Raw genomic sequence first — 17,427 nt, forward strand, 5'->3', positions numbered from 1 at the left:
TCGGCAAGGCGATTTCCGGGAAAATCCGTACCCGACCGAAGGCTCCGGAACTGGACAGGATTAAAAACAGAGATTTAAAAATCCTGTCAATCCTGCGAAATCCTGCTGATCCTGTCTATGACCAAGCGGATCGCGGGCACAAGCTATCCCGGAAATCACCTAAAGAGGGCCGAAGCCCCGATCATCATCGATCAGGGGCGGCAGGCATCCCGCGCGCATCCGGCCACCCTGAATCAGTCGATGAGGGTTGCTGCCCGCGCAAAAACAAGCGGGGCGCGACAGTCGACGTCGCACCCCGCCTGTCGCGGAACGGCCGAGCTGAAAGAGGCCGCGTTAACGCAAGCCGACCGCGCGCTCGCGTTCTTCGAGTTGCTCGAACAATTCCAGCACCCACATCACGCGATTGCCGCCGCCCAAGGCGGAATTCTTCTCCGGTTGCGGCGTGGCGGCAACGACCGCGTCGACCAGGAAGCGCGTTTCCTCGAGGGCGGGAGCGGCGACATAACGCGAGGTCAGGATGGCCTTGCCCAGGATAGGCCCCAGAAGCTGCCACTTGCGCGGCGCGGGCACCACGGCGCGACGGGAGATGGAATCCAGTCCCTGACGCTCGACTTGACGGCCGATCTCCGAATAGAGATAGCGCGCGGCGTTGATCCCGGCCCGACAGCCCATCGGCAGACCGGCGATCCCGGCATCCGAACGCTGATAGAGGGTGTCCGCCGTCTGGAGCAGGCGCTGGATCACGGAGGCGATCGCCTCGTTGAAAACGGGATCCTTCAGCCATTCATCCGGATCGATCCCGGCCTCGCGCACCCAGGATAGGGGCAGATAGATGCGCCCGTTGCGCGCGTCCTCGCCCACGTCGCGGCAGATATTGGTGATCTGCATGGCCACGCCCAGATCGCAGGCCCGCGCCACCAGTTCCTCGGAACGCGCGCCCATGAGGGCGGCCATCATGGCGCCGACCGTCCCGGCGACCCGCGCCGAGTAATCGTAGATCCCGGAAAGATCCTCGTAGCGACGTCCCTCGGCATCCCATTCGAAGCCTTCCAGCAAGGCTCCGAGCAGACGCTTGGGCATGGCGAACTCCACCACCACGTCCGCCAGCGCGCGGTCGGCCGGATCGTCGATCGGCTGGCCGGCATAGATGCGGTCGAGCCGATCGTGGAGCATTTCGAGCGCCTCGGCCTGGAGCCGCGGATCGTCGCCCACGCAATCGATCGCATCGTCGGCGATGCGGCAGAAGGCGTAGAGCGCGATGGCCGGATCACGGAAGCGCTGCGGCAGCAGAAAAGAGGCCGCGTAGAACGAGCGCGAGCCGCAACGCAGCAAATCGCGACAGGCGGCGATATCGGCCGCCGTCGCGTGAGTCGTCTTCCGGTCGTTCTGACTAGACAAAAGTTGAGGCATCGGGCACCACCCTGTCGAGGACCCGTGCGGATGAGATGACTCCGGGCACGCCAGCGCCCGGATGCGTCCCCGCACCGACCAGATAAAGATGCTCCACCTCTTCGCTTTTATTGTGCGGGCGAAACCACGCACTTTGCATCAAGAGGGGCTCCAGACTGAAACCGGCGCCCAGGTGGGAATTCAGGCGATGCTTGAAATCCAGGGGCGTCGTGACGAGCGAGGTCGCGATCTGGTCTTCCAATCCAGGAAGCACCGTCTCGCTCAGGTAACGGGCGATCCGGGCGCGGTACGGCTCCGCCTGGGTTTCCCAATCGGTATCGCCGCCGAGATGCGGCACCGGAGACAAGGCATAGAAGGTATCGCAACCTTCCGGCGCCAGGCTCGGATCGGTCGCCGTCGGACGATACAGATAGAGACTGAAGTCCTCGGCGAGTTTCTTCTGTTTGAAGATGTCCTGGATCAGGCCGCGATAGCGCGGGCCGAGCAGGATGGTGTGATGCTTCACGTCCGGGTACTGGCGCTTGGTGCCGAAGTACCAGACGAAAAGCCCATTGGAGAACTGGGTGCGCTCGATTTTTTTATCGGTCCAGCGCTTGCGCGCATGTCCGCCGAGCAGCTTGCCGTAGGTCGTCGCCGCGTCGGCGTTGGAGACGACGACATCGGCCGGGACCTCCTCGCCGGAGGCTAGGCGCACGCCGGAGGCCCGGCCATTCTTGACCAGGATTTGCTCGACCTCCGTCTTGTAGCGGATGAGACTGCCCTGCCCCTCGACCAGGCTCACCAACCCCTTGACCACCGCGCCCGTGCCGCCCATCGCCGAATGCACGCCCCACTTGCGCTCCAGGAAGGAGATGAGGACGTAGATCGAGGTCACTGTGAAGGGATTGCCGCCGATCAGCAGCGGATGGAAGGAGAGCACCTGACGGATGTAGGGATCCTTGATATAGCTGGAGACCATGCCGTAGACGGTGCGGTAGCTCCGCAGCAGGGCCATGTCCGGCACGATTCGCAACATATCCGTCAGATGGGTGAAGGGTACGTGCGCCAGATCCTCGAAGCCAACCTTGAAGACCTTCTCGCTCATGGCCATGAAGCGGTCGTAGCCTTTCACGTCGGCCGGCGAATACTGGGCGATCTGCGCCTTCACCTTGTCGGCGTCGCCGCTGTAGTCGAAGACCCGGCCGTCGTCGAAGCGGATCCGATAGAAGGGATCCATCAGGCGCAGATCGACGTCGTCCTCGAAGCGGCGACCGCAGAGGCCCCAAAGCTCTTCCAGCAGGAAGGGCGCGGTGATGATGGTCGGCCCCGCGTCGAAGGAGAAACCGTCCTGCCGATGGACATAGGCGCGTCCGCCGGGGGCGTCCAACGCCTCGAGAACGGTCACCCGAAAGCCGCGCGCGCCAAGACGCACCGCCGCCGCCAAACCGCCGAAACCGCTGCCGATCACGAGGGCGTGCGGTTTGTTCTGACTCTGATCGGTACCAGAAACCCGTGGAGCCGCGACTGTCAAGTTCATATTACCCGCTTCACTGTCAACATAGGTTGACAGTATAGCAGGATCGACGCCACGTCACCCCCTGATGCCGGTCAACAATTACCGACGGAAATCAGCCACAAGGCGCGGATAGCAGTCCCAAACCCACCGCGATCCGACGAACGACATCCGCCACCTCGTAGGGTCGCTCCTCGTGCGCCAGATGACCCAGGCCCACCAGTTCGATCAGCTCGGCGTCCGGACGCAACCCTTGACGCACGCGACGCGCCTCGCGCGGCGAGACCGTGGAATCCTGCTCCCCGACGATCAGGAACAGCGGCGTCTTGAGCTGTGGAAGCCCCTGCTCGATCAGGCCCAGATCCCAATGGGCCATCATCGAGAGCGAGGCCCGGACATGCGAGGGATAACGGATCAGACGCTGATAGAGATCCACCCCGGCGGGTTCCAGGGTCGAGCCGGTGCTGTCGACGAGGCGCTGAATGACCTTGCGGTTACGCGCCCGGAGGGCAAAGAGGGTCGACACCAGCGAATTGGTGGCGAACAGCTTGGCGGCGGGGGAGAAGATCCGACCCGGCAGACCGCGCCAGGGCAGGAGCGCGCCGTTCAGACTGATGAGCCCGCGCGGCGCGATCCGCCCCTCCAGACAGGCCCGAATCAGGATGGCCGCGCCCGCCGAATGCCCGAGCACCAGCTCCGGCTGGACGCCGAGCGTCTCGACCAGGGCGCCGACAGAGGCGGCCATGCCCGGCAGGGACATGCGATCCTGGGGCGGCGCGCTGGTGAAGCCGTGACCCGGAAGATCCGGGGCGATCAGGGTAAAGCGCTCGGCCAGACGAGGGGCGAAATCGCGCCAGGAATGGGTCGCCGCGCCGGTGCCGTGCAGCAGCAGGAGTACCGGCCCCTGACCCATTCGCTGAACGTGCCAGCGCAGCCCGCCCGCCGAGACGAACTGACTGGACTCGCGATTCGGCCAGTCCGAACCCTCCCGCTCCCAATCCGGCGTGTCATTCACAAGAAGCACTCTCGATTTGAACCAGTGCGCGCCACGCGCTCCTGCCGCTCCAGATCCGTCCGAACGCAAGGACGGGCATCAGATCGCCGTCGCCCGCACCGCCTGACTGAGCGAATTGGCGTCCGCGTGCGGCAGCGGCAGATAGACCGCGCCCATCTCCGTGGCCAGATCCCGGCCTTGCGGCTGGGGTCGCGGCGAGGTGTCGATCACCAGCGCGGCGATCTCCAGCGAGCGCACCACCCGCGCGGCGGCCAGCGCCTCTTCCCCGGCGCGGGTCCGTCCACCGGTGCCGTCGCGCGCGACATTGGCCCGGCCGTCGGTCATGACGATGAGGACCGGCGTGCCGCCCCGTCGCTTGACCGAATCCGACAGGATCATCCCCAGGTCGATGCCCGAGGCCAGCGGCGTGCCGCCGCCGCCCGGCAGCCCGGCCAGGGTCCGCTTGGCGCGCACCAGCGAACGGGTCGGGGGCAACAGGATCTCGGCGGCCTTGCCGCGAAAGGCGACCAGGGCGACCTTGTCGCGCCGCACGTAGCAGTCCGCGAGCAGCAGCTCGACCGCGCCCTTGGCCTCGGCCAGACGATGCAGCGCCGAGGAGCCGGAGGCGTCGACCACGAAGATGGTGGTGGTCTCGGATTTGTGCTTGAAGCGGGTGATGCGGAAGTCGTCCTGACGCACCTCGATGCGTGTGGAGGGCTGACCGACACGCGCCCGCTCCTCCCGGCGCAGACGCTGCCAGGGGGCGGCGGCGCGCAGGGTCTCGACGACGTTCAGCCGCAGTCCGGCGCGCGGCTCGCCGCGCAGCACACCGGCCGGACGTCCGCGCGAGGGGGCGTTCTGCACCGCGCCGGCCTTGCCGGTGGCGCGCGAGCGCGAGCGCCGCAGCTTGCCCATCTGGAGCTGGGCCAGGAGGCCGGCCGGGATGGCGGCCTTGGCGGCCTCCAGCACCTGGTCCTCAAGCTCCTGAGGCTCCTGCTGCTCGTTGGACTGATTCTGCTCCTGATCCGGCTCCTCCGGCTCGGGCGGCGGCGGCTCGGCGTCCGGCGGCGGCTCCATCGGCGGGAGCTGGGTCGCGCGCGGCGCCAGCACCAGCCGGGCGGCGACGGAGAGATCCTCGTCCGTCACCTCGGGGCGATCCTCCAGCGCGGCGGAGGCGCAGGCGACACGGCAGGCGAAAATCGAGGCGCGCAGCGAAGGAATCCCGAGCGCCATGGCCGTTCCGCAGAGGGCCTGGATCCGATCCTCGGTGATGGTGACGGAACGCAGACGGGCGCGCGCCGCAAGGATGTCGTCGGCGTCGTAGTCGCAGGCGATCGCCTCGTGGACGCGGATATAGGTCAGCTCCAGATGGAAGCCGAGCCGGTCGAGCAGGGCGTTGAGCAGCCCCTCGTCCTCGCCGACCCCCTCGTCCAGCGCGACCACCGCGAACCGCGACGGCGTTCGCATGGCCAGCCCATCGCGCTCCAGCACCACCTCGCCGGAATCGAAGGCCATGGTCAAACGCGCGGCGGTGCCGGCGGCGATGCGCTCGGCCATCGCCAGCTCGATCACGCCGCCATCGGCCTCGACCAGCAGACCGCGCTCGGCGACCGGCCGGCCCGCGTTGAGCGTCGCGGCCAGATCCAGACCGCCCAGCAGACGACCGTCCGAGACGTGCAGCGGGACGCGCCGCATGGGCGTGCCCTCGGGCTGGAGATCGCGCATGATCGAGAGCCACTGGTCGCGCACCGGACCCGCCAGGGCGCGCAGCGAGACGCCGCCCGTGCCGGCCGGATCGACCGCCATGAGCGCGGCGGCGAGGACCGCGTCCTCCCAGGGTGACGGACCCGGATTCGCCTGGCGCGGGGCCGCCGATGCGCCGCCGTCCGCGACGGCGGGATTCGGGTCGGGGCTGCTCATGCGCCGAACAGCTCCTGCACCGCGCGCTCCACGCGGCTGGTGGAGCCGGACTCATCGAGCGGATCGCGCCGCAGGCGGTGGCGCAGCGCCGAGGTCGCGATCGCCTTGAGATGCTCGATCGTGACCTCCGTATCCCCTTGCAGGGCCGCCAGCGCGCGGGCGGCGCGGATCAGGGTCAGCTCGCCGCGCAGACCGTCGGTGCCCAGCTTGATGCAGAGCCGGCCGGCCGCCTCCAGCGTCGCGTCGGGAACCGCGACCTCGGGCAGCAGCGCGCGCCCTTTCTCGATCAGGCGACGCACCTTGCCGTCCTTACCCTTCCACTTGACCACGAAGGCATCGGGGTCGCGCTCGAACTCATCGCGCAGCCGCACGACCTTCATGCGGGTCGGCAGGTCCTGGGGCGTCTTGACCTCGACCGAGAGACCGAACCGGTCCTGGAGTTGGGGCCGTAGTTCACCCTCCTCCGGGTTGCCCGAGCCGACCAGGACGAAGCGCGCCGGATGACGGATACTCAGACCCTCGCGCTCGACCAGATTCTCGCCGGAGGCGGCCACGTCGAGCAGCGAGTCGACCAGATGGTCTTCCAGCAGGTTGACCTCGTCGATATAGAGAAAACCGCGGTGGGCGCGCGCCAGCAGACCCGGCTCGAACGCCTTTTCGCCCTTGGTGAGCGCGCGCTCCAGATCGAGCGCGCCGATGACGCGGTCCTCGGTGGCTCCGAGCGGCAGATCGACGACCGGCACCGGCACCTTGCGGCCCTTGAGCGGCCCCTTTTTGGCGCGATTGGTGCGGCAGTCGGCGCAGAGAGCATCGTCGCCGGCCTGGGGATCGCAGTTATAGGTGCAATCGACCGCCACCATTTTCGGCAGGAGCGCGGCAAGTCCGCGAATCGCGGTGGACTTGCCGGTGCCCCGGTCGCCGAAGACAAGCACTCCGCCAATGGACGGATCGATGGCCGCGATCAACAGGGAGCGTTTCATCTCTTCCTGGGCGACGACGGCGGAAAACGGAAACGGGATGGGCATACGCGGCGAACCTAGTTCTAGTGTGTCGAAATTGGCGCAAACGGCCTGTTGATCGCGAGCACCCGAAGCAAGCGCGTGCGCGGCCGCTGTCCGGCGAGGCCGGGTCCAGCCGTCAATCACGCGACGAACCCAGGGCAAAAATCAAACTCGCGACCCTAGCGCCCATGCACACGGGAGGTCAAGCGAATTGAGTCGATCAGTCGAGGCGATCGGGCGGTAATTTCCGATCATGATCCGCCGCGCGCGGCGACGACGAGACGATCGGTCTCAAATACAATACCAAGGAACCCTGGCTTTCCAGGTTAAACCACCGAGGAGATCAGCCGCATGCCATACCCTGACGCCACCACCGGAGTCGACGGCGGACGCCGTGCCGACGAGGCGCTCGCATGAGCGACGCCGCGATCGACTCCCAGGAAACGGGTCCGTCCAAGGGACTCGACACCATCTCGCTCCTCAGCAGCGACGACCGCTTGAAAGGCCGGCCCCGCCTCTGTAGCGACTGCGGCCTCTGCGACAGCTCGCTCGGCTCGCTCATGTCGACATCCTGCGTCTTCGTGCGCAACCAGACCCAGGAGATCGAGCAACGCCTGCATGGGCGTAATCGCCGGCCCGACGACGAACTGCGCTTCGGCATCCATCGCGCCCAATACGCCGCGCGTCTGAGCCGCCCCAATCCCAAGGCGCAGTGGACCGGCATGGTCACCGCGCTCGGCGCGCGCCTGCTCGAACAGGGTCTGGTCGAGGCCGTCATCACCACCGGAGCCGCGCCCGGAACCCGCTTCAAGGCCCAGCCCGTACTCGCGCGCACACCGGCGGAAGTGCTCGCCACGGCCGGCAACAAGCCCTGCCTGTCGCCCAATCTGAGCCTGATCGACGCCGTGCGCGAACAGGGAATCAAGCGGCTCGCCTTCATCGGCACCAGTTGCCAGGTGCACATGCTGCGGGCGATCGAGGCCGAACTGGGGCTGGAGAAGCTCTATGTCATCGGCATCCCCTGCAGCGACAACGTCACCTACCCGGACCTGGAATACTTCCTGTCCCAGATCTCACGCTCGCCCGCGACCGTCGCGCACCATGAATTCATGCAGGACTTCAGTCTCTGGCTGCGCCACGACGACGGGCAGGTGGAGCGGGTCAATTACATCGACTTCCCGATGGACAAGCTGCACGGCATCTTCCCCTCGGCCTGTCTGTCCTGCTTCGACTATCCCAACAGCCTGTCGGACCTGACCGTCGGTTACATGGGCGCGCCGCTCGGCTGGCAATGGACGCTGGTGCGCACCGAGATCGGCGAGGAACTGTTCGAACTGCTGCGTCCGGATCTGGAATTCGGCGAACTGACCGAGGGCGGCGACCGCACGCGCGGCATGCCGCGCTTCATGGAGCGGCTCACCCACCCGCCCGGCGCCAAGAAACCACCCTTCCTGGTCCGCAAGCTGGTCGCTTACCTGCAACGCAAGAAAGGCTCCAAGGGCCTCGAATTCGCGCGCGCCATCATCGAGATGAAGCTGTTGCGAAATCTCAACTATGTGCGCAGCAAGTTCGCCCGTTTCGAGTCCCGCGTGGTACCCCGCCATGTCTACGAGACATTGGCACCCTACGCGGAGACCTATGAACAGACCTTCGGGCGGGCGCTCGCGCCGCCAGCGGACGAGAAATAGCCAGGCACGCCCTCGGGCCAGGCGCCCGCCGGGATAGGGAGCGAATGACGCCACGGCCTGGAACCAGGTTCCGGGCCGTTCAACACAGGCGACGGCCGGCGTCCCGCGCCGGGGATTCGGGGAACCCGCGTCACATCCGCGACGCGGGGATCCGTCGGAACCAGCCGAGAGGACGAGCGAGCGCCTCCTCAGCCCTTCATCGACGAGAAGAATTCGTCATTGGTCTTGGTGGCCTTGAGCTTGTCGTGCAGGAATTCCATGGCGGCCAGTTCGTCCATGGGATGCAGGATCTTGCGCAGGATCCACATCTTTTGCAGTTCCGCCTGACCCATCAGCAACTCCTCGCGACGGGTGCCGGAGCGGTTGATGTGGATGGACGGGAAGATGCGCCGTTCGGCGATGCGGCGATCCATGTGGATCTCCATGTTGCCGGTGCCCTTGAATTCCTCGTAGATGACGTCGTCCATGCGCGAGCCGGTATCGACCAGCGCGGTGGCGAGGATGGTGAGCGAGCCGCCTTCCTCGACGTTGCGCGCGGCGCCGAAGAAGCGCTTGGGGCGTTGCAGGGCGTTGGCGTCGACGCCGCCGGTCAGCACCTTACCGGACGAGGGCACCACGGTGTTGTAGGCGCGGGCGAGACGGGTGATGGAATCGAGCAGGATGACCACGTCACGCTTGTGCTCGACCAGTCGCTTGGCCTTTTCGATGACCATTTCGGCGACCTGCACATGGCGGGTGGCGGGTTCGTCGAAGGTGGAGGAGATGACCTCGCCGCGCACCGAGCGGGCCATTTCGGTGACCTCTTCCGGGCGCTCGTCGATCAACAGGACGATCAGGTAGCAATCCGGGTGATTGTGCCCGATGGACTGGGCGATGTTCTGCAACATCATGGTCTTGCCGGCCTTGGGCGGCGAGACGATGAGTCCGCGCTGACCCTTGCCGATGGGAGCCACCAAATCGATGATGCGGGCCGTGATGTCCTCGGTGCTGCCGTTGCCGATCTCCAGCCCGAGCCGCTTCTGGGGGAACAGCGGGGTGAAGTTCTCGAACAAAATCTTCAGCTTGGCGTTTTCAGGCCGGTCGAAGTTGATGTCGTTGACCTTCAGCAGCGCGAAATAGCGCTCGCCATCCTTGGGCGGGCGGATCTTGCCCGAAATGGTGTCGCCGGTGCGCAGCGCGAAGCGTCGAATCTGGCTCGGCGAGACATAGATGTCGTCGGGGCCGGCGAGATAGGAGGCGTCGGCGGAGCGCAGGAAACCGAACCCATCGGAGAGGATCTCGAGCACGCCGTCGCCGTAGATATCCTCGCCCTTCTTGGCCTGGGCCTTGAGAATGGCGAAGATCAGATCCTGTTTGCGGGATCGTCCGACGCCTTCGATTTCCATGGATTGAGCCAGGGCGACCAGATTGGGCACCGGCATCTTCTTGAGTTCGGTTAGATTCATCACGGTTTTCGTTAGGACAGAGGTCGTGGCTGGTAAAGAGCGCCCCGTGTAGGAACGAAGTCGCGGGGGAGTGCGGCTAGGGGCGGCAATTTACCGGAGAGAGGGCGCCCGGATGGACGCCCCGTGTCGATTCGATTTGGTCGAACTCCCAAGTGGCGCGGGGTCGCGCCGGAATCGTCGAGCGGTCGGCTCAGAGATTGCTGTCGATGAAGGCGGTCAGTTGGGACTTGGAGACGGCGCCAACCTTGGTCGCCTCCACCTCGCCCGCGCGAAACAGCATCAGGGTCGGGATGCCGCGGATACCGTAACGTGGCGGAGTGCTCGGATTCTCGTCGATGTTGAGCTTCGCGACCTTGATGCGGCCCGCGTATTCGCCAGCGATTTCATCGAGGACGGGGGCGATCATCTTACAGGGTCCGCACCAGTCGGCCCAGTAATCGACTAGGACAGGCTCCGGGGACTTGAGAACCTCTTCTTCGAAAGAGTCATCGGTCACATGGACGATGCTATCGCTCACTGAAGTTGTCTCCCATTAGTTTGTTTTAGTTCGTGTATTTGTGTAGAGAGCCTGGAGCTCGCCACGGAGGCGTCGCGCGGGGCGGGTGAGGAGCGGGCGGGCGAATTGGCTTTGGCAGGAGCCCTTGAGTAAGATGCTATTTGATCCAAAGCGAAGATAATTTGCAAGCCTTGCACGTCCGCGAGGCTCGACACCCAACGATAAGGCCAATTCGGACGCCTAGCTTCCATGTCAGACACCCACCTCACTCAGATTCGATTCGAAAGCTTTGCTCTCGATCAGCGGATCCTCGCCGGCCTCGCGGACGCGGGCTTCACTAAATGCACGCCGATCCAGGCCGAGACCCTGCCGATCGCGCTGGAAGGCCGGGATGTCGCGGGTCAGGCGCAGACCGGCACCGGCAAGACCGCCGCCTTCGTGCTGATCGTGATGCAGCGCCTCCTGAACCAGACACCCGAGCCACAGCCGCACTGCCGGCCGCGGGCGCTGATCCTGGCGCCGACACGCGAGCTGGCGGTCCAGATCCACAAGGATACCCTGCTCCTGGCCAAGCACACGGGGCTGCGCTCCACGGTAGTCTTCGGCGGGACGGGCTATCAGCAACAGCGCGACGACCTGGCCGCCGGCGTCGATATCCTGATCGGTACGCCGGGACGTCTGATCGACTACTACAAGCAGCATGTCTTCGACCTCAAGGGCATCGAGGTGGTGGTGCTCGACGAGGCGGATCGCATGTTCGATCTGGGCTTCATCAAGGACATTCGCTATCTGTTCCGGCAGATGCCGCCGGTCGAGCAGCGACAGGGCATGCTCTTCTCCGCCACCCTCTCCTATCGGGTGACCGAGCTGGCCTACGAGCACATGAACCGCCCCCAACTGGTCAAGATCGAGACCGACCAGGTCACCGCGGATCGGGTGGCGCAATGCTGCTACATGACCTCCAACGAGGAGAAGATTCCACTGCTGATCGGACTGGTGCGCGGCTGGACCGACGCGCGCATCATGGTCTTCGTCAACACCAAGCGCGAGGCCGACCGGGTCTGGGGCTATCTCCAGGGTAACGGCATCAATACCGCCGTGCTCTCGGGCGACGTGCCTCAGACCAAGCGTCTGAAGCTGCTGCGCGATTTCACCGAGGGCACCCTGCCGGTACTGGTCGGAACCGACGTGGCCGCGCGCGGCCTGCACATCCCGGACGTGACCCATGTGGTCAACTACGACCTGCCCGAGGATCCGGAGGACTATGTCCATCGCGTCGGTCGCACCGCGCGCGCCGGTGCGGCCGGGGATGCCATCGGCTTCGTGTGCGAGACCTACGCCTTTTGCCTGCCCGATATCGAGACCTTCATCGGCGCCAAGATCCCGGTGCTGCCGGTCGATCAGGCGTTGCTGGCCGATATCAGCCCACGCAGCCGGTTGCGGCCGGACCGCGCGGATCGGGAGGAACGGCGCGATGGGCGCGGAACGCGCGGCGGATCGTCCGAGCGGGGCGCGCCGGAGACCCGGCCCCGTCGCCCACGACCGGAGCGCGAAACCCGGAAATCGCCGGCACCTCCGGCCCAACCCCCGGCGGCGACCGAGGCTCCACCGCCACCACTCACCTACGCCCCACCGCCGGCGGCCAGGGCAGATCCAGAGCCGCCGCAGCGACACCCTGAAGCTCAGGCACTGGAGGAATCCGAGGCCCAGCCCGAAAAGACGGGCGAACGCCGACGCCGCCAGCTGCGTCCCAGATTCGAGCAGGCGGCTCTAACCAGCCCGCCGCCCCAAACCAGCCCGGCGGCGAGGGATGCGGTCGAGACCCCGGTTGCGGCCAGTGACGAGGCCGTGCCGAACGGAGAGACGAAGCCCAAACGGCGTCGGCGGCGGCGCAAGCCGGTCGGCGATGGCGGCGAGACGGCCCGGACCGTCCTGGATCCGACCCCGGAAACCGTCGATTGATCAGGACTCGCCGGCCGACGCCCGCGCGGCCTGGGATCCGGACAGGGGCATCAGCTCCGAGAAATTGACGATCGCGGGAAAGGTCTCGATGGATCGCCTGGGTTTCCTGGAATCGGGCTCCCGCACGGCGAGGAGCCAGCGCAACCCATAGTCACGGGCCGCCTCCAGTACGCCCAGGTTGTCATCGACGAAGAGGGTTCGCGTGGGATCGAAGGGCTCGATGTCCTGGAGCCGGGGCCAAAACCCCGGCGATTCCTTGGCGACGCCCAGGTCATGCGAGGAGATGACACGCTCAAGATGACCCGCGAGCCGGGTCCGCTCCAGTTTCAGACCGAGCGTCTTCTGATGCGCGTTGGTCACCAGAACCCGGCGCTTGCCGAGCGACGCCAGGGCCTCCAGGAACTCCATGACATGCGGATGAACCGCGATCAGGTGCTCGACCTCCTGCTTGAGCAAGACGATATCCAGGCCCAGCTCGCGGCTCCAGTGGTCCACGCAATACCAGTTCAGGGTTCCTTCGATGTCGCGATAGCGCGGCAGCAGCTCGGCCCTGGCCTCGTCGAGCGAGAGTCCGCGCGCCTCGCCGTAACGCCGGGGGACATGCTCCAGCCAGAAGTGATTATCGAAATGCAGATCGAGCAGGGTGCCGTCCATATCCAGGAAGACGCTGTCGATCTGGTCCCAGTCAATCGGGTCGTGCGTCGCGCTCATGTCGAGGTCGCCCATTAGGAGTCCGCCCGTGCGGTCAAAACCCAAGATCACCGATCGGCGTCTGGTGGCCCAAAGCAAGCTGTTTCGGATCGAGGAAATCGATCTGGAATTCGCCAATGGCCGCCGGCGAACCTACGAGCGCATCCCCGGCGGCGCCGACTCGGTAATGATTGTACCCATGCTGGACGCCGATACGCTGTTGCTGATTCGCGAATATGGCGCCGGGAGCGAACGTTACGAACTGGGCTTTCCCAAGGGCGTGGTCGAGCCGGGCGAGGATCCCTTGAGCGCGGCCAATCGGGAGATTCAGGAGGAGATCGGCCATGGCGCCCGGAATCTGCGCATCATCGACCGGCTGTCGCTGGTTCCGGGCTATATCCAGCATCACAGCCTGATCGTGCTGGCGCGCGAGCTGTTTCCCCAGCGTCTCGCGGGCGACGAGCCGGAGCCGCCCGAGGTCATCCCCTGGCGCCTCGGGGACATCGACGCCCTGCTGGCGCGCGAGGATTTCGACGAGGCCCGCTCCATCGCCGCGCTCCTGCTGGTCACCCGGCTCCTGGAGCGCGAAGGGCGTTGAGACGCTTGGCCCGACCACCAACCTTCCACCGCCCACTGGCGACGTCCGCATGATCGCCGCCAGACGAACACCCAAGGAGACCAGGCATGCTTGCCCCTCGCCGTCCGATGCTTTCGATGCTGATGCTGATGCTTGGCCTGGCGTGCCCACTGGCCCAGGCCAACCCGTCGGATGACGCGGTCTACAGCTTCGACGATTTCCCCAGGGAAGAGGTGCTCGATTACCCGGACTGGTTCAAGGAGAGCTTCCTGGATCTGCGGGCGGATCTCGCGGAAGCCACCAGCGGCGGCAAGCAGGGGCTCATGGTCTATTTCGGCCAGAAACGCTGCCCCTATTGCCACCAGCTTATGCGGGTGAATTTCGGCAACGCCGACATCGTCGAATATACCCGCCGGCATTTCGACCTGGTGCCGATCGATATCTGGGGAACCGAGGAGGTCACGACCCCGGATGGCACCCTAACCACCGAACGCGAGTGGTCGCAACGGGAGAAGACCGACTTCACCCCCTCGATCCTCTTCTACGACGCGCGCGGCGAGATCGCGCTCGCGCTGCGCGGCTACTATCCGCCCTACCAGTTCCGCGCGGCCCTGGAGTTCGTGGCCGACGGGCACTACCAGCGCGAATCCTTTCGGGACTATCTGGCTCGGGGCGACAACCGCATGGTGTTCGACGCCGAGGATCTGAACGCGGAGCCCTTCCTCAGCCCACCGCCCCACGACCTGGACCGCCGCGTTCCCGCCCAGCGACCGCTGGCGGTCTTCTTCGAGCAGGGCGACTGTCACCCCTGCGACGTGCTGCACGGACAGGTTCTGCGCGCGCCCGCCATCAACCGGCATTTCGCCGACTTCGACAGCGCGCAACTGGATATGTGGTCCGACACACCCGTGATCACCCCGGCGGGCGTGCGCACCAGCTCGCGCGCCTGGGCCGCCGAACTGGGGCTCTTCTATGCCCCGGCGATCCTCTTCTTCGACGAAGGGGGCCAGGAGTTGCTGCGGCTCGACTCGGTCGTTGGCTTTTATCGCTTGCGCAACGTCCTGAACTACATCGTCAGCAAGGCGTATCTAACGCAGGACTACGGTGACTGGCGCGTTTCGCGGGGATATTGAGTCTCGGGCGGCGTCCTCCCGCCGGCGTCCCAACACCGACCCGCCACCGACCGATCCATGCCGGGGATGGATTCTCCGGCCTCCGCTCTCCAGACGCCCCGTCTGTGCCGATCCCCACACGACAGGGGTCGCGCATCTGTCGCGATCCCAACAAAACCCACCCAGGTCATTTAGCATCGTCTTATAAATCAGCCACCTGCCTGAACCATCAGCTCAGGCACGACGATTGCTTATACAGCTTCCAGATTCTTCGATTCACCTGGGCCGTCCGTGCCCACGAATTCCCTGGAGGCCGCGTGATGGAGTTGAAGGTACAGAGCCCGGGCGGTTGCGCGTCGAGCGGTTGCGGGAGCAGCGGCGACCGGCTGGCCTATCTGCCGGAGGCGATCCGCGCCAAGGTCAACAACCACCCCTGTTTTTCCGAGGACGCGCATCATCATTACGCGCGGATGCATGTGGCGGTGGCCCCGGCTTGCAATATCCAGTGCCATTACTGCAATCGCAAATACGACTGTTCCAACGAGTCCCGCCCCGGCGTGGTCTCCGAGCTGCTGACCCCGGACCAGGCGGTCAAGAAGGTACTGGCGGTCGCGGCCAATATTCCGCAGATGACGGTACTCGGCATCGCCGGTCCGGGCGATCCGCTCGCCAACCCGGAACGCACGCTGGAGACCTTCCGGCAGCTCTCCGAGAAGGCGCCCGACATCAAGCTCTGCGTCTCCACCAACGGACTGGCCCTGCCATCCGTGGTCGAGGAACTCTGCAAGCACAACATCGAGCACGTCACCATCACCATCAACTGCGTCGACCCGGATGTCGGCGCCAAGATCTATCCCTGGATCTTCTGGAACAACCGTCGCATCAAGGGCCGCCGCGCCGCCGAGATCCTGATCGAGCAGCAGCAGAAGGGCCTGGAGATGCTGGTCGCGCGCGGCGTCTTGGTCAAGGTCAACTCGGTGCTGATTCCCGGCGTGAACGAGGAGCACCTGAAGGAGGTCAGCCGGGTCGTCAAGGCCAAGGGCGCCTTCCTGCACAACGTCATGCCGCTGATCGCCGAGGCCGAGCACGGAACCTTCTATGGACTCATGGGCCAGCGCGGTCCGACCAGCGAGGAGCTTCAGACCCTGCAAGACGCCTGCGCCGGCGACATGGCCATGATGCGTCACTGCCGTCAGTGCCGGGCCGACGCGGTCGGGATGCTGGGCGAGGATCGCGGACATGAGTTCACGCTCGACAAGATCGAGCAGATGGACATCGATTACGCCGCCGCCATGACGCGGCGCGCCGAGGTCCACGCGACCATCGAGGCCAACCGCGCCGCGCAGCGCCAGCACAGCGGCGAGACCTTCGTCTCGCTCGCCTCGCTCAAGCGCGGCCTCCCCAGGAAGCCGGAGCCTCGACCGGTGCTGATGGCGGTCGCGACCACCGGGGGCGGCGTCATCAACCAGCACTTCGGCCATGCGCGCGAGTTCCTCGTCTACGAGGCGTCCAGCCAGGACGTGCGTTTCATCGGCGCCCGCAAGGTCGATCTCTACTGCTCCGGCGGGGACAGTTGCGGCGAGGCCGAGACCAAGCTCCAGAAGACCATCCGCGCCCTCGCCGGCTGCGAGGTGGTGCTCTGCGCCAAGATCGGCTACGAGCCCTGGGGCCAGTTGGAAGCGGCCGGGATCGCGCCGAATGGCGAACATGCGATGGAGCCCATCGAGGAGGCGATCGCCGCTGTCTACCGCGAGCTTGAGGAGTCTGGCCGGCTGGAACCGTCCGTCGCCGAGCCGCGACGTCTGTCCGCCTGACCCGAACACCCAAGGGGAACCGAGCCAATGGCATTCAAGATCATCGAGGGCTGCGTCAACTGCTGGGCCTGCGAGCCGCTCTGTCCGAGCCAGGCCATCGCCTTGGCCGCGTCGCACTTCCTCATCGACGCCCGGAAATGCACCGAGTGCGAGGGCGAGTTCGCCGAGCCTCAGTGCGCGAGCATCTGCCCGGTCGAAGGGGTCATTCTCGACGGCCTGGGCGTACCTGTGAATCCGCCAGGCTCCCTGACCGGAATCCCGCCCGAGCGTCTGGCCGCCGCCATGGCCGAGATCCAGGCCCGGTAGGATGGGTAGAGCAAAGCAAAACCCATCGAACCCAGCCACCTCAGGCCAGCGACCAGAACCCAGGGGAATCGCCGCGTGTCGAGCACTGTGATCTTCTACGAAAAGCCAGGCTGCGTCTCCAACGGCAAACAGCAGGCCCTGTTGAGGTCGCTCGGCCATCCCCTGACCGTGCGGAACCTGCTCGCCGAGCCCTGGACCGCCGAACGGCTACGGCCCTTTTTCGGCGTCCGACCGGTGCGCGACTGGTTCAACCCGACCGCGCCCCGAATCAAACAGGGTGCCGTCCGCCCAGAGACCCTGGACGAGACGACGGCGCTGGCCCTGATGGTCGAGGATCCGCTCCTGATCCGCCGTCCGCTGATCGAGTCCGAGCATGGACGCGGCTGCGGCTTCGAACCCGGTCCGCTGCTGGAGGCGCTGGGCGTCAGGCTGGCCACCGGAGAGGATCTCCAGTCCTGCTCTCGGACCGGCGTCGACCCCTATTGCGATAGTCCCACCGAGGGAGCGGTCCCGCGATGAC

Annotated in this window: 15 protein-coding genes; 7 read left to right on the forward strand and 8 right to left on the reverse strand. The window is 65.8% G+C overall.

Going from position 1 to position 17,427, the window contains the following annotated elements; genetic code table 11:
* Window positions 1–333 precede the first annotated feature (333 nt).
* From CKO27_RS03090 to bchI, 5 genes are all read right to left on the reverse strand, one after another.
* Complete coding sequence (locus tag CKO27_RS03090) at window positions 334–1,410, reverse strand: phytoene/squalene synthase family protein (protein WP_200373404.1); 1,077 nt, start codon at window positions 1,408–1,410, stop codon at window positions 334–336.
* Window positions 1,391–2,926, reverse strand: coding sequence for a phytoene desaturase (locus tag CKO27_RS03095; protein ID WP_200373405.1), 1,536 nt, complete (start codon window positions 2,924–2,926; stop codon window positions 1,391–1,393). Before CKO27_RS03095 ends, CKO27_RS03090 begins: the two co-directional genes overlap by 20 nt.
* A gap of 91 nt (window positions 2,927–3,017) precedes the next feature.
* A complete protein-coding gene (gene bchO / locus CKO27_RS03100; RefSeq protein ID WP_200373406.1) occupies window positions 3,018–3,917 on the reverse strand; it encodes an alpha/beta fold hydrolase BchO in 900 nt (299 codons plus the stop codon).
* A gap of 78 nt (window positions 3,918–3,995) precedes the next feature.
* Entirely contained in the window at window positions 3,996–5,816 is a 1,821-nt protein-coding gene (locus CKO27_RS03105; RefSeq protein ID WP_200373407.1) for a magnesium chelatase subunit D, read from the reverse strand.
* A complete protein-coding gene (bchI, locus tag CKO27_RS03110) occupies window positions 5,813–6,841 on the reverse strand; it encodes a magnesium chelatase ATPase subunit I (protein WP_200373408.1) in 1,029 nt (342 codons plus the stop codon). The genes CKO27_RS03105 and bchI overlap by 4 nt, the downstream gene beginning before the upstream one ends.
* Window positions 6,842–7,230: 389 nt before the next feature.
* Here bchI and CKO27_RS03115 point away from each other — a divergent pair, with 389 nt between their 5' ends.
* The gene (locus tag CKO27_RS03115) at window positions 7,231–8,505 is read left to right on the forward strand and encodes a Coenzyme F420 hydrogenase/dehydrogenase, beta subunit C-terminal domain (protein WP_200373409.1); all 1,275 of its coding nucleotides are present in this window, start codon (window positions 7,231–7,233) and stop codon (window positions 8,503–8,505) included.
* A gap of 188 nt (window positions 8,506–8,693) precedes the next feature.
* On the opposite strand, the gene rho is transcribed toward CKO27_RS03115, so the two are convergent.
* Together rho and trxA are read right to left on the reverse strand one after the other, a co-directional pair.
* The gene (gene rho, locus CKO27_RS03120) at window positions 8,694–9,950 is read right to left on the reverse strand and encodes a transcription termination factor Rho (protein WP_200373410.1); all 1,257 of its coding nucleotides are present in this window, start codon (window positions 9,948–9,950) and stop codon (window positions 8,694–8,696) included.
* Window positions 9,951–10,140: 190 nt separating this feature from the next.
* Complete coding sequence (trxA, locus tag CKO27_RS03125; protein WP_200373411.1) at window positions 10,141–10,467, reverse strand: thioredoxin TrxA; 327 nt, start codon at window positions 10,465–10,467, stop codon at window positions 10,141–10,143.
* 228 nt (window positions 10,468–10,695) lie between these two features.
* On the opposite strand from trxA, the gene CKO27_RS03130 reads away from it, so the two are divergent.
* A complete protein-coding gene (locus tag CKO27_RS03130) occupies window positions 10,696–12,408 on the forward strand; it encodes a DEAD/DEAH box helicase (RefSeq protein ID WP_200373412.1) in 1,713 nt (570 codons plus the stop codon).
* Here CKO27_RS03130 and yrfG read toward each other — a convergent pair whose 3' ends face one another.
* Window positions 12,409–13,119: a GMP/IMP nucleotidase gene (yrfG, locus tag CKO27_RS03135; RefSeq protein WP_200373413.1), complete on the reverse strand. Its 711-nt coding sequence runs from the start codon at window positions 13,117–13,119 to the stop codon at window positions 12,409–12,411.
* Between the two features lie 28 nt (window positions 13,120–13,147).
* Between yrfG and nudE the strand changes: the two genes are divergently transcribed.
* From nudE to CKO27_RS03160, 5 genes are all read left to right on the forward strand, one after another.
* Window positions 13,148–13,696, forward strand: coding sequence for an ADP compounds hydrolase NudE (gene nudE, locus CKO27_RS03140; protein ID WP_200373414.1), 549 nt, complete (start codon window positions 13,148–13,150; stop codon window positions 13,694–13,696).
* An 86-nt stretch (window positions 13,697–13,782) separates the two neighbouring features.
* Window positions 13,783–14,808 carry a thioredoxin family protein gene (locus CKO27_RS03145; RefSeq protein ID WP_200373415.1) on the forward strand — a complete coding sequence of 342 codons (1,026 nt, stop codon included), beginning with the start codon at window positions 13,783–13,785 and terminating at the stop codon, window positions 14,806–14,808.
* A gap of 299 nt (window positions 14,809–15,107) precedes the next feature.
* A complete protein-coding gene (nifB, locus tag CKO27_RS03150; RefSeq protein WP_200373416.1) occupies window positions 15,108–16,601 on the forward strand; it encodes a nitrogenase cofactor biosynthesis protein NifB in 1,494 nt (497 codons plus the stop codon).
* 27 nt (window positions 16,602–16,628) lie between these two features.
* Window positions 16,629–16,907, forward strand: a complete 279-nt coding sequence (locus CKO27_RS03155; protein WP_200373417.1) for a 4Fe-4S dicluster domain-containing protein — start codon at window positions 16,629–16,631, stop codon at window positions 16,905–16,907.
* Window positions 16,908–16,982: 75 nt separating this feature from the next.
* On the forward strand, window positions 16,983–17,426 hold the full coding sequence (locus tag CKO27_RS03160; RefSeq protein ID WP_200373418.1) for an ArsC/Spx/MgsR family protein: 444 nt from the start codon (window positions 16,983–16,985) through the stop codon (window positions 17,424–17,426).
* The last annotated feature ends 1 nt before the right edge of the window (window position 17,427 follow it).

Source organism: Thiocystis violacea (assembly GCF_016583575.1).
Taxonomy (GTDB): Bacteria; Pseudomonadota; Gammaproteobacteria; order Chromatiales; family Chromatiaceae; genus Thiocystis; species Thiocystis violacea.

Excerpts from the sequence above, each read along its gene's own strand:
- CKO27_RS03090 (WP_200373404.1), bottom strand. The coding sequence starts at position 1,410 with ATGCCTCAACTTTTGTCTAGTCAGAACGACCGGAAGACGACTCACGCG.
- CKO27_RS03095 (WP_200373405.1), bottom strand. The coding sequence starts at position 2,926 with ATGAACTTGACAGTCGCGGCTCCACGGGTTTCTGGTACCGATCAGAGT.
- CKO27_RS03105 (WP_200373407.1), bottom strand. The coding sequence starts at position 5,816 with ATGAGCAGCCCCGACCCGAATCCCGCCGTCGCGGACGGCGGCGCATCG.
- bchI (WP_200373408.1), bottom strand. The coding sequence starts at position 6,841 with ATGCCCATCCCGTTTCCGTTTTCCGCCGTCGTCGCCCAGGAAGAGATG.
- CKO27_RS03115 (WP_200373409.1), top strand. The coding sequence starts at position 7,231 with ATGAGCGACGCCGCGATCGACTCCCAGGAAACGGGTCCGTCCAAGGGA.
- rho (WP_200373410.1), bottom strand. The coding sequence starts at position 9,950 with ATGAATCTAACCGAACTCAAGAAGATGCCGGTGCCCAATCTGGTCGCC.
- CKO27_RS03130 (WP_200373412.1), top strand. The coding sequence starts at position 10,696 with ATGTCAGACACCCACCTCACTCAGATTCGATTCGAAAGCTTTGCTCTC.
- yrfG (WP_200373413.1), bottom strand. The coding sequence starts at position 13,119 with ATGAGCGCGACGCACGACCCGATTGACTGGGACCAGATCGACAGCGTC.
- CKO27_RS03145 (WP_200373415.1), top strand. The coding sequence starts at position 13,783 with ATGCTTGCCCCTCGCCGTCCGATGCTTTCGATGCTGATGCTGATGCTT.
- nifB (WP_200373416.1), top strand. The coding sequence starts at position 15,108 with ATGGAGTTGAAGGTACAGAGCCCGGGCGGTTGCGCGTCGAGCGGTTGC.
- CKO27_RS03155 (WP_200373417.1), top strand. The coding sequence starts at position 16,629 with ATGGCATTCAAGATCATCGAGGGCTGCGTCAACTGCTGGGCCTGCGAG.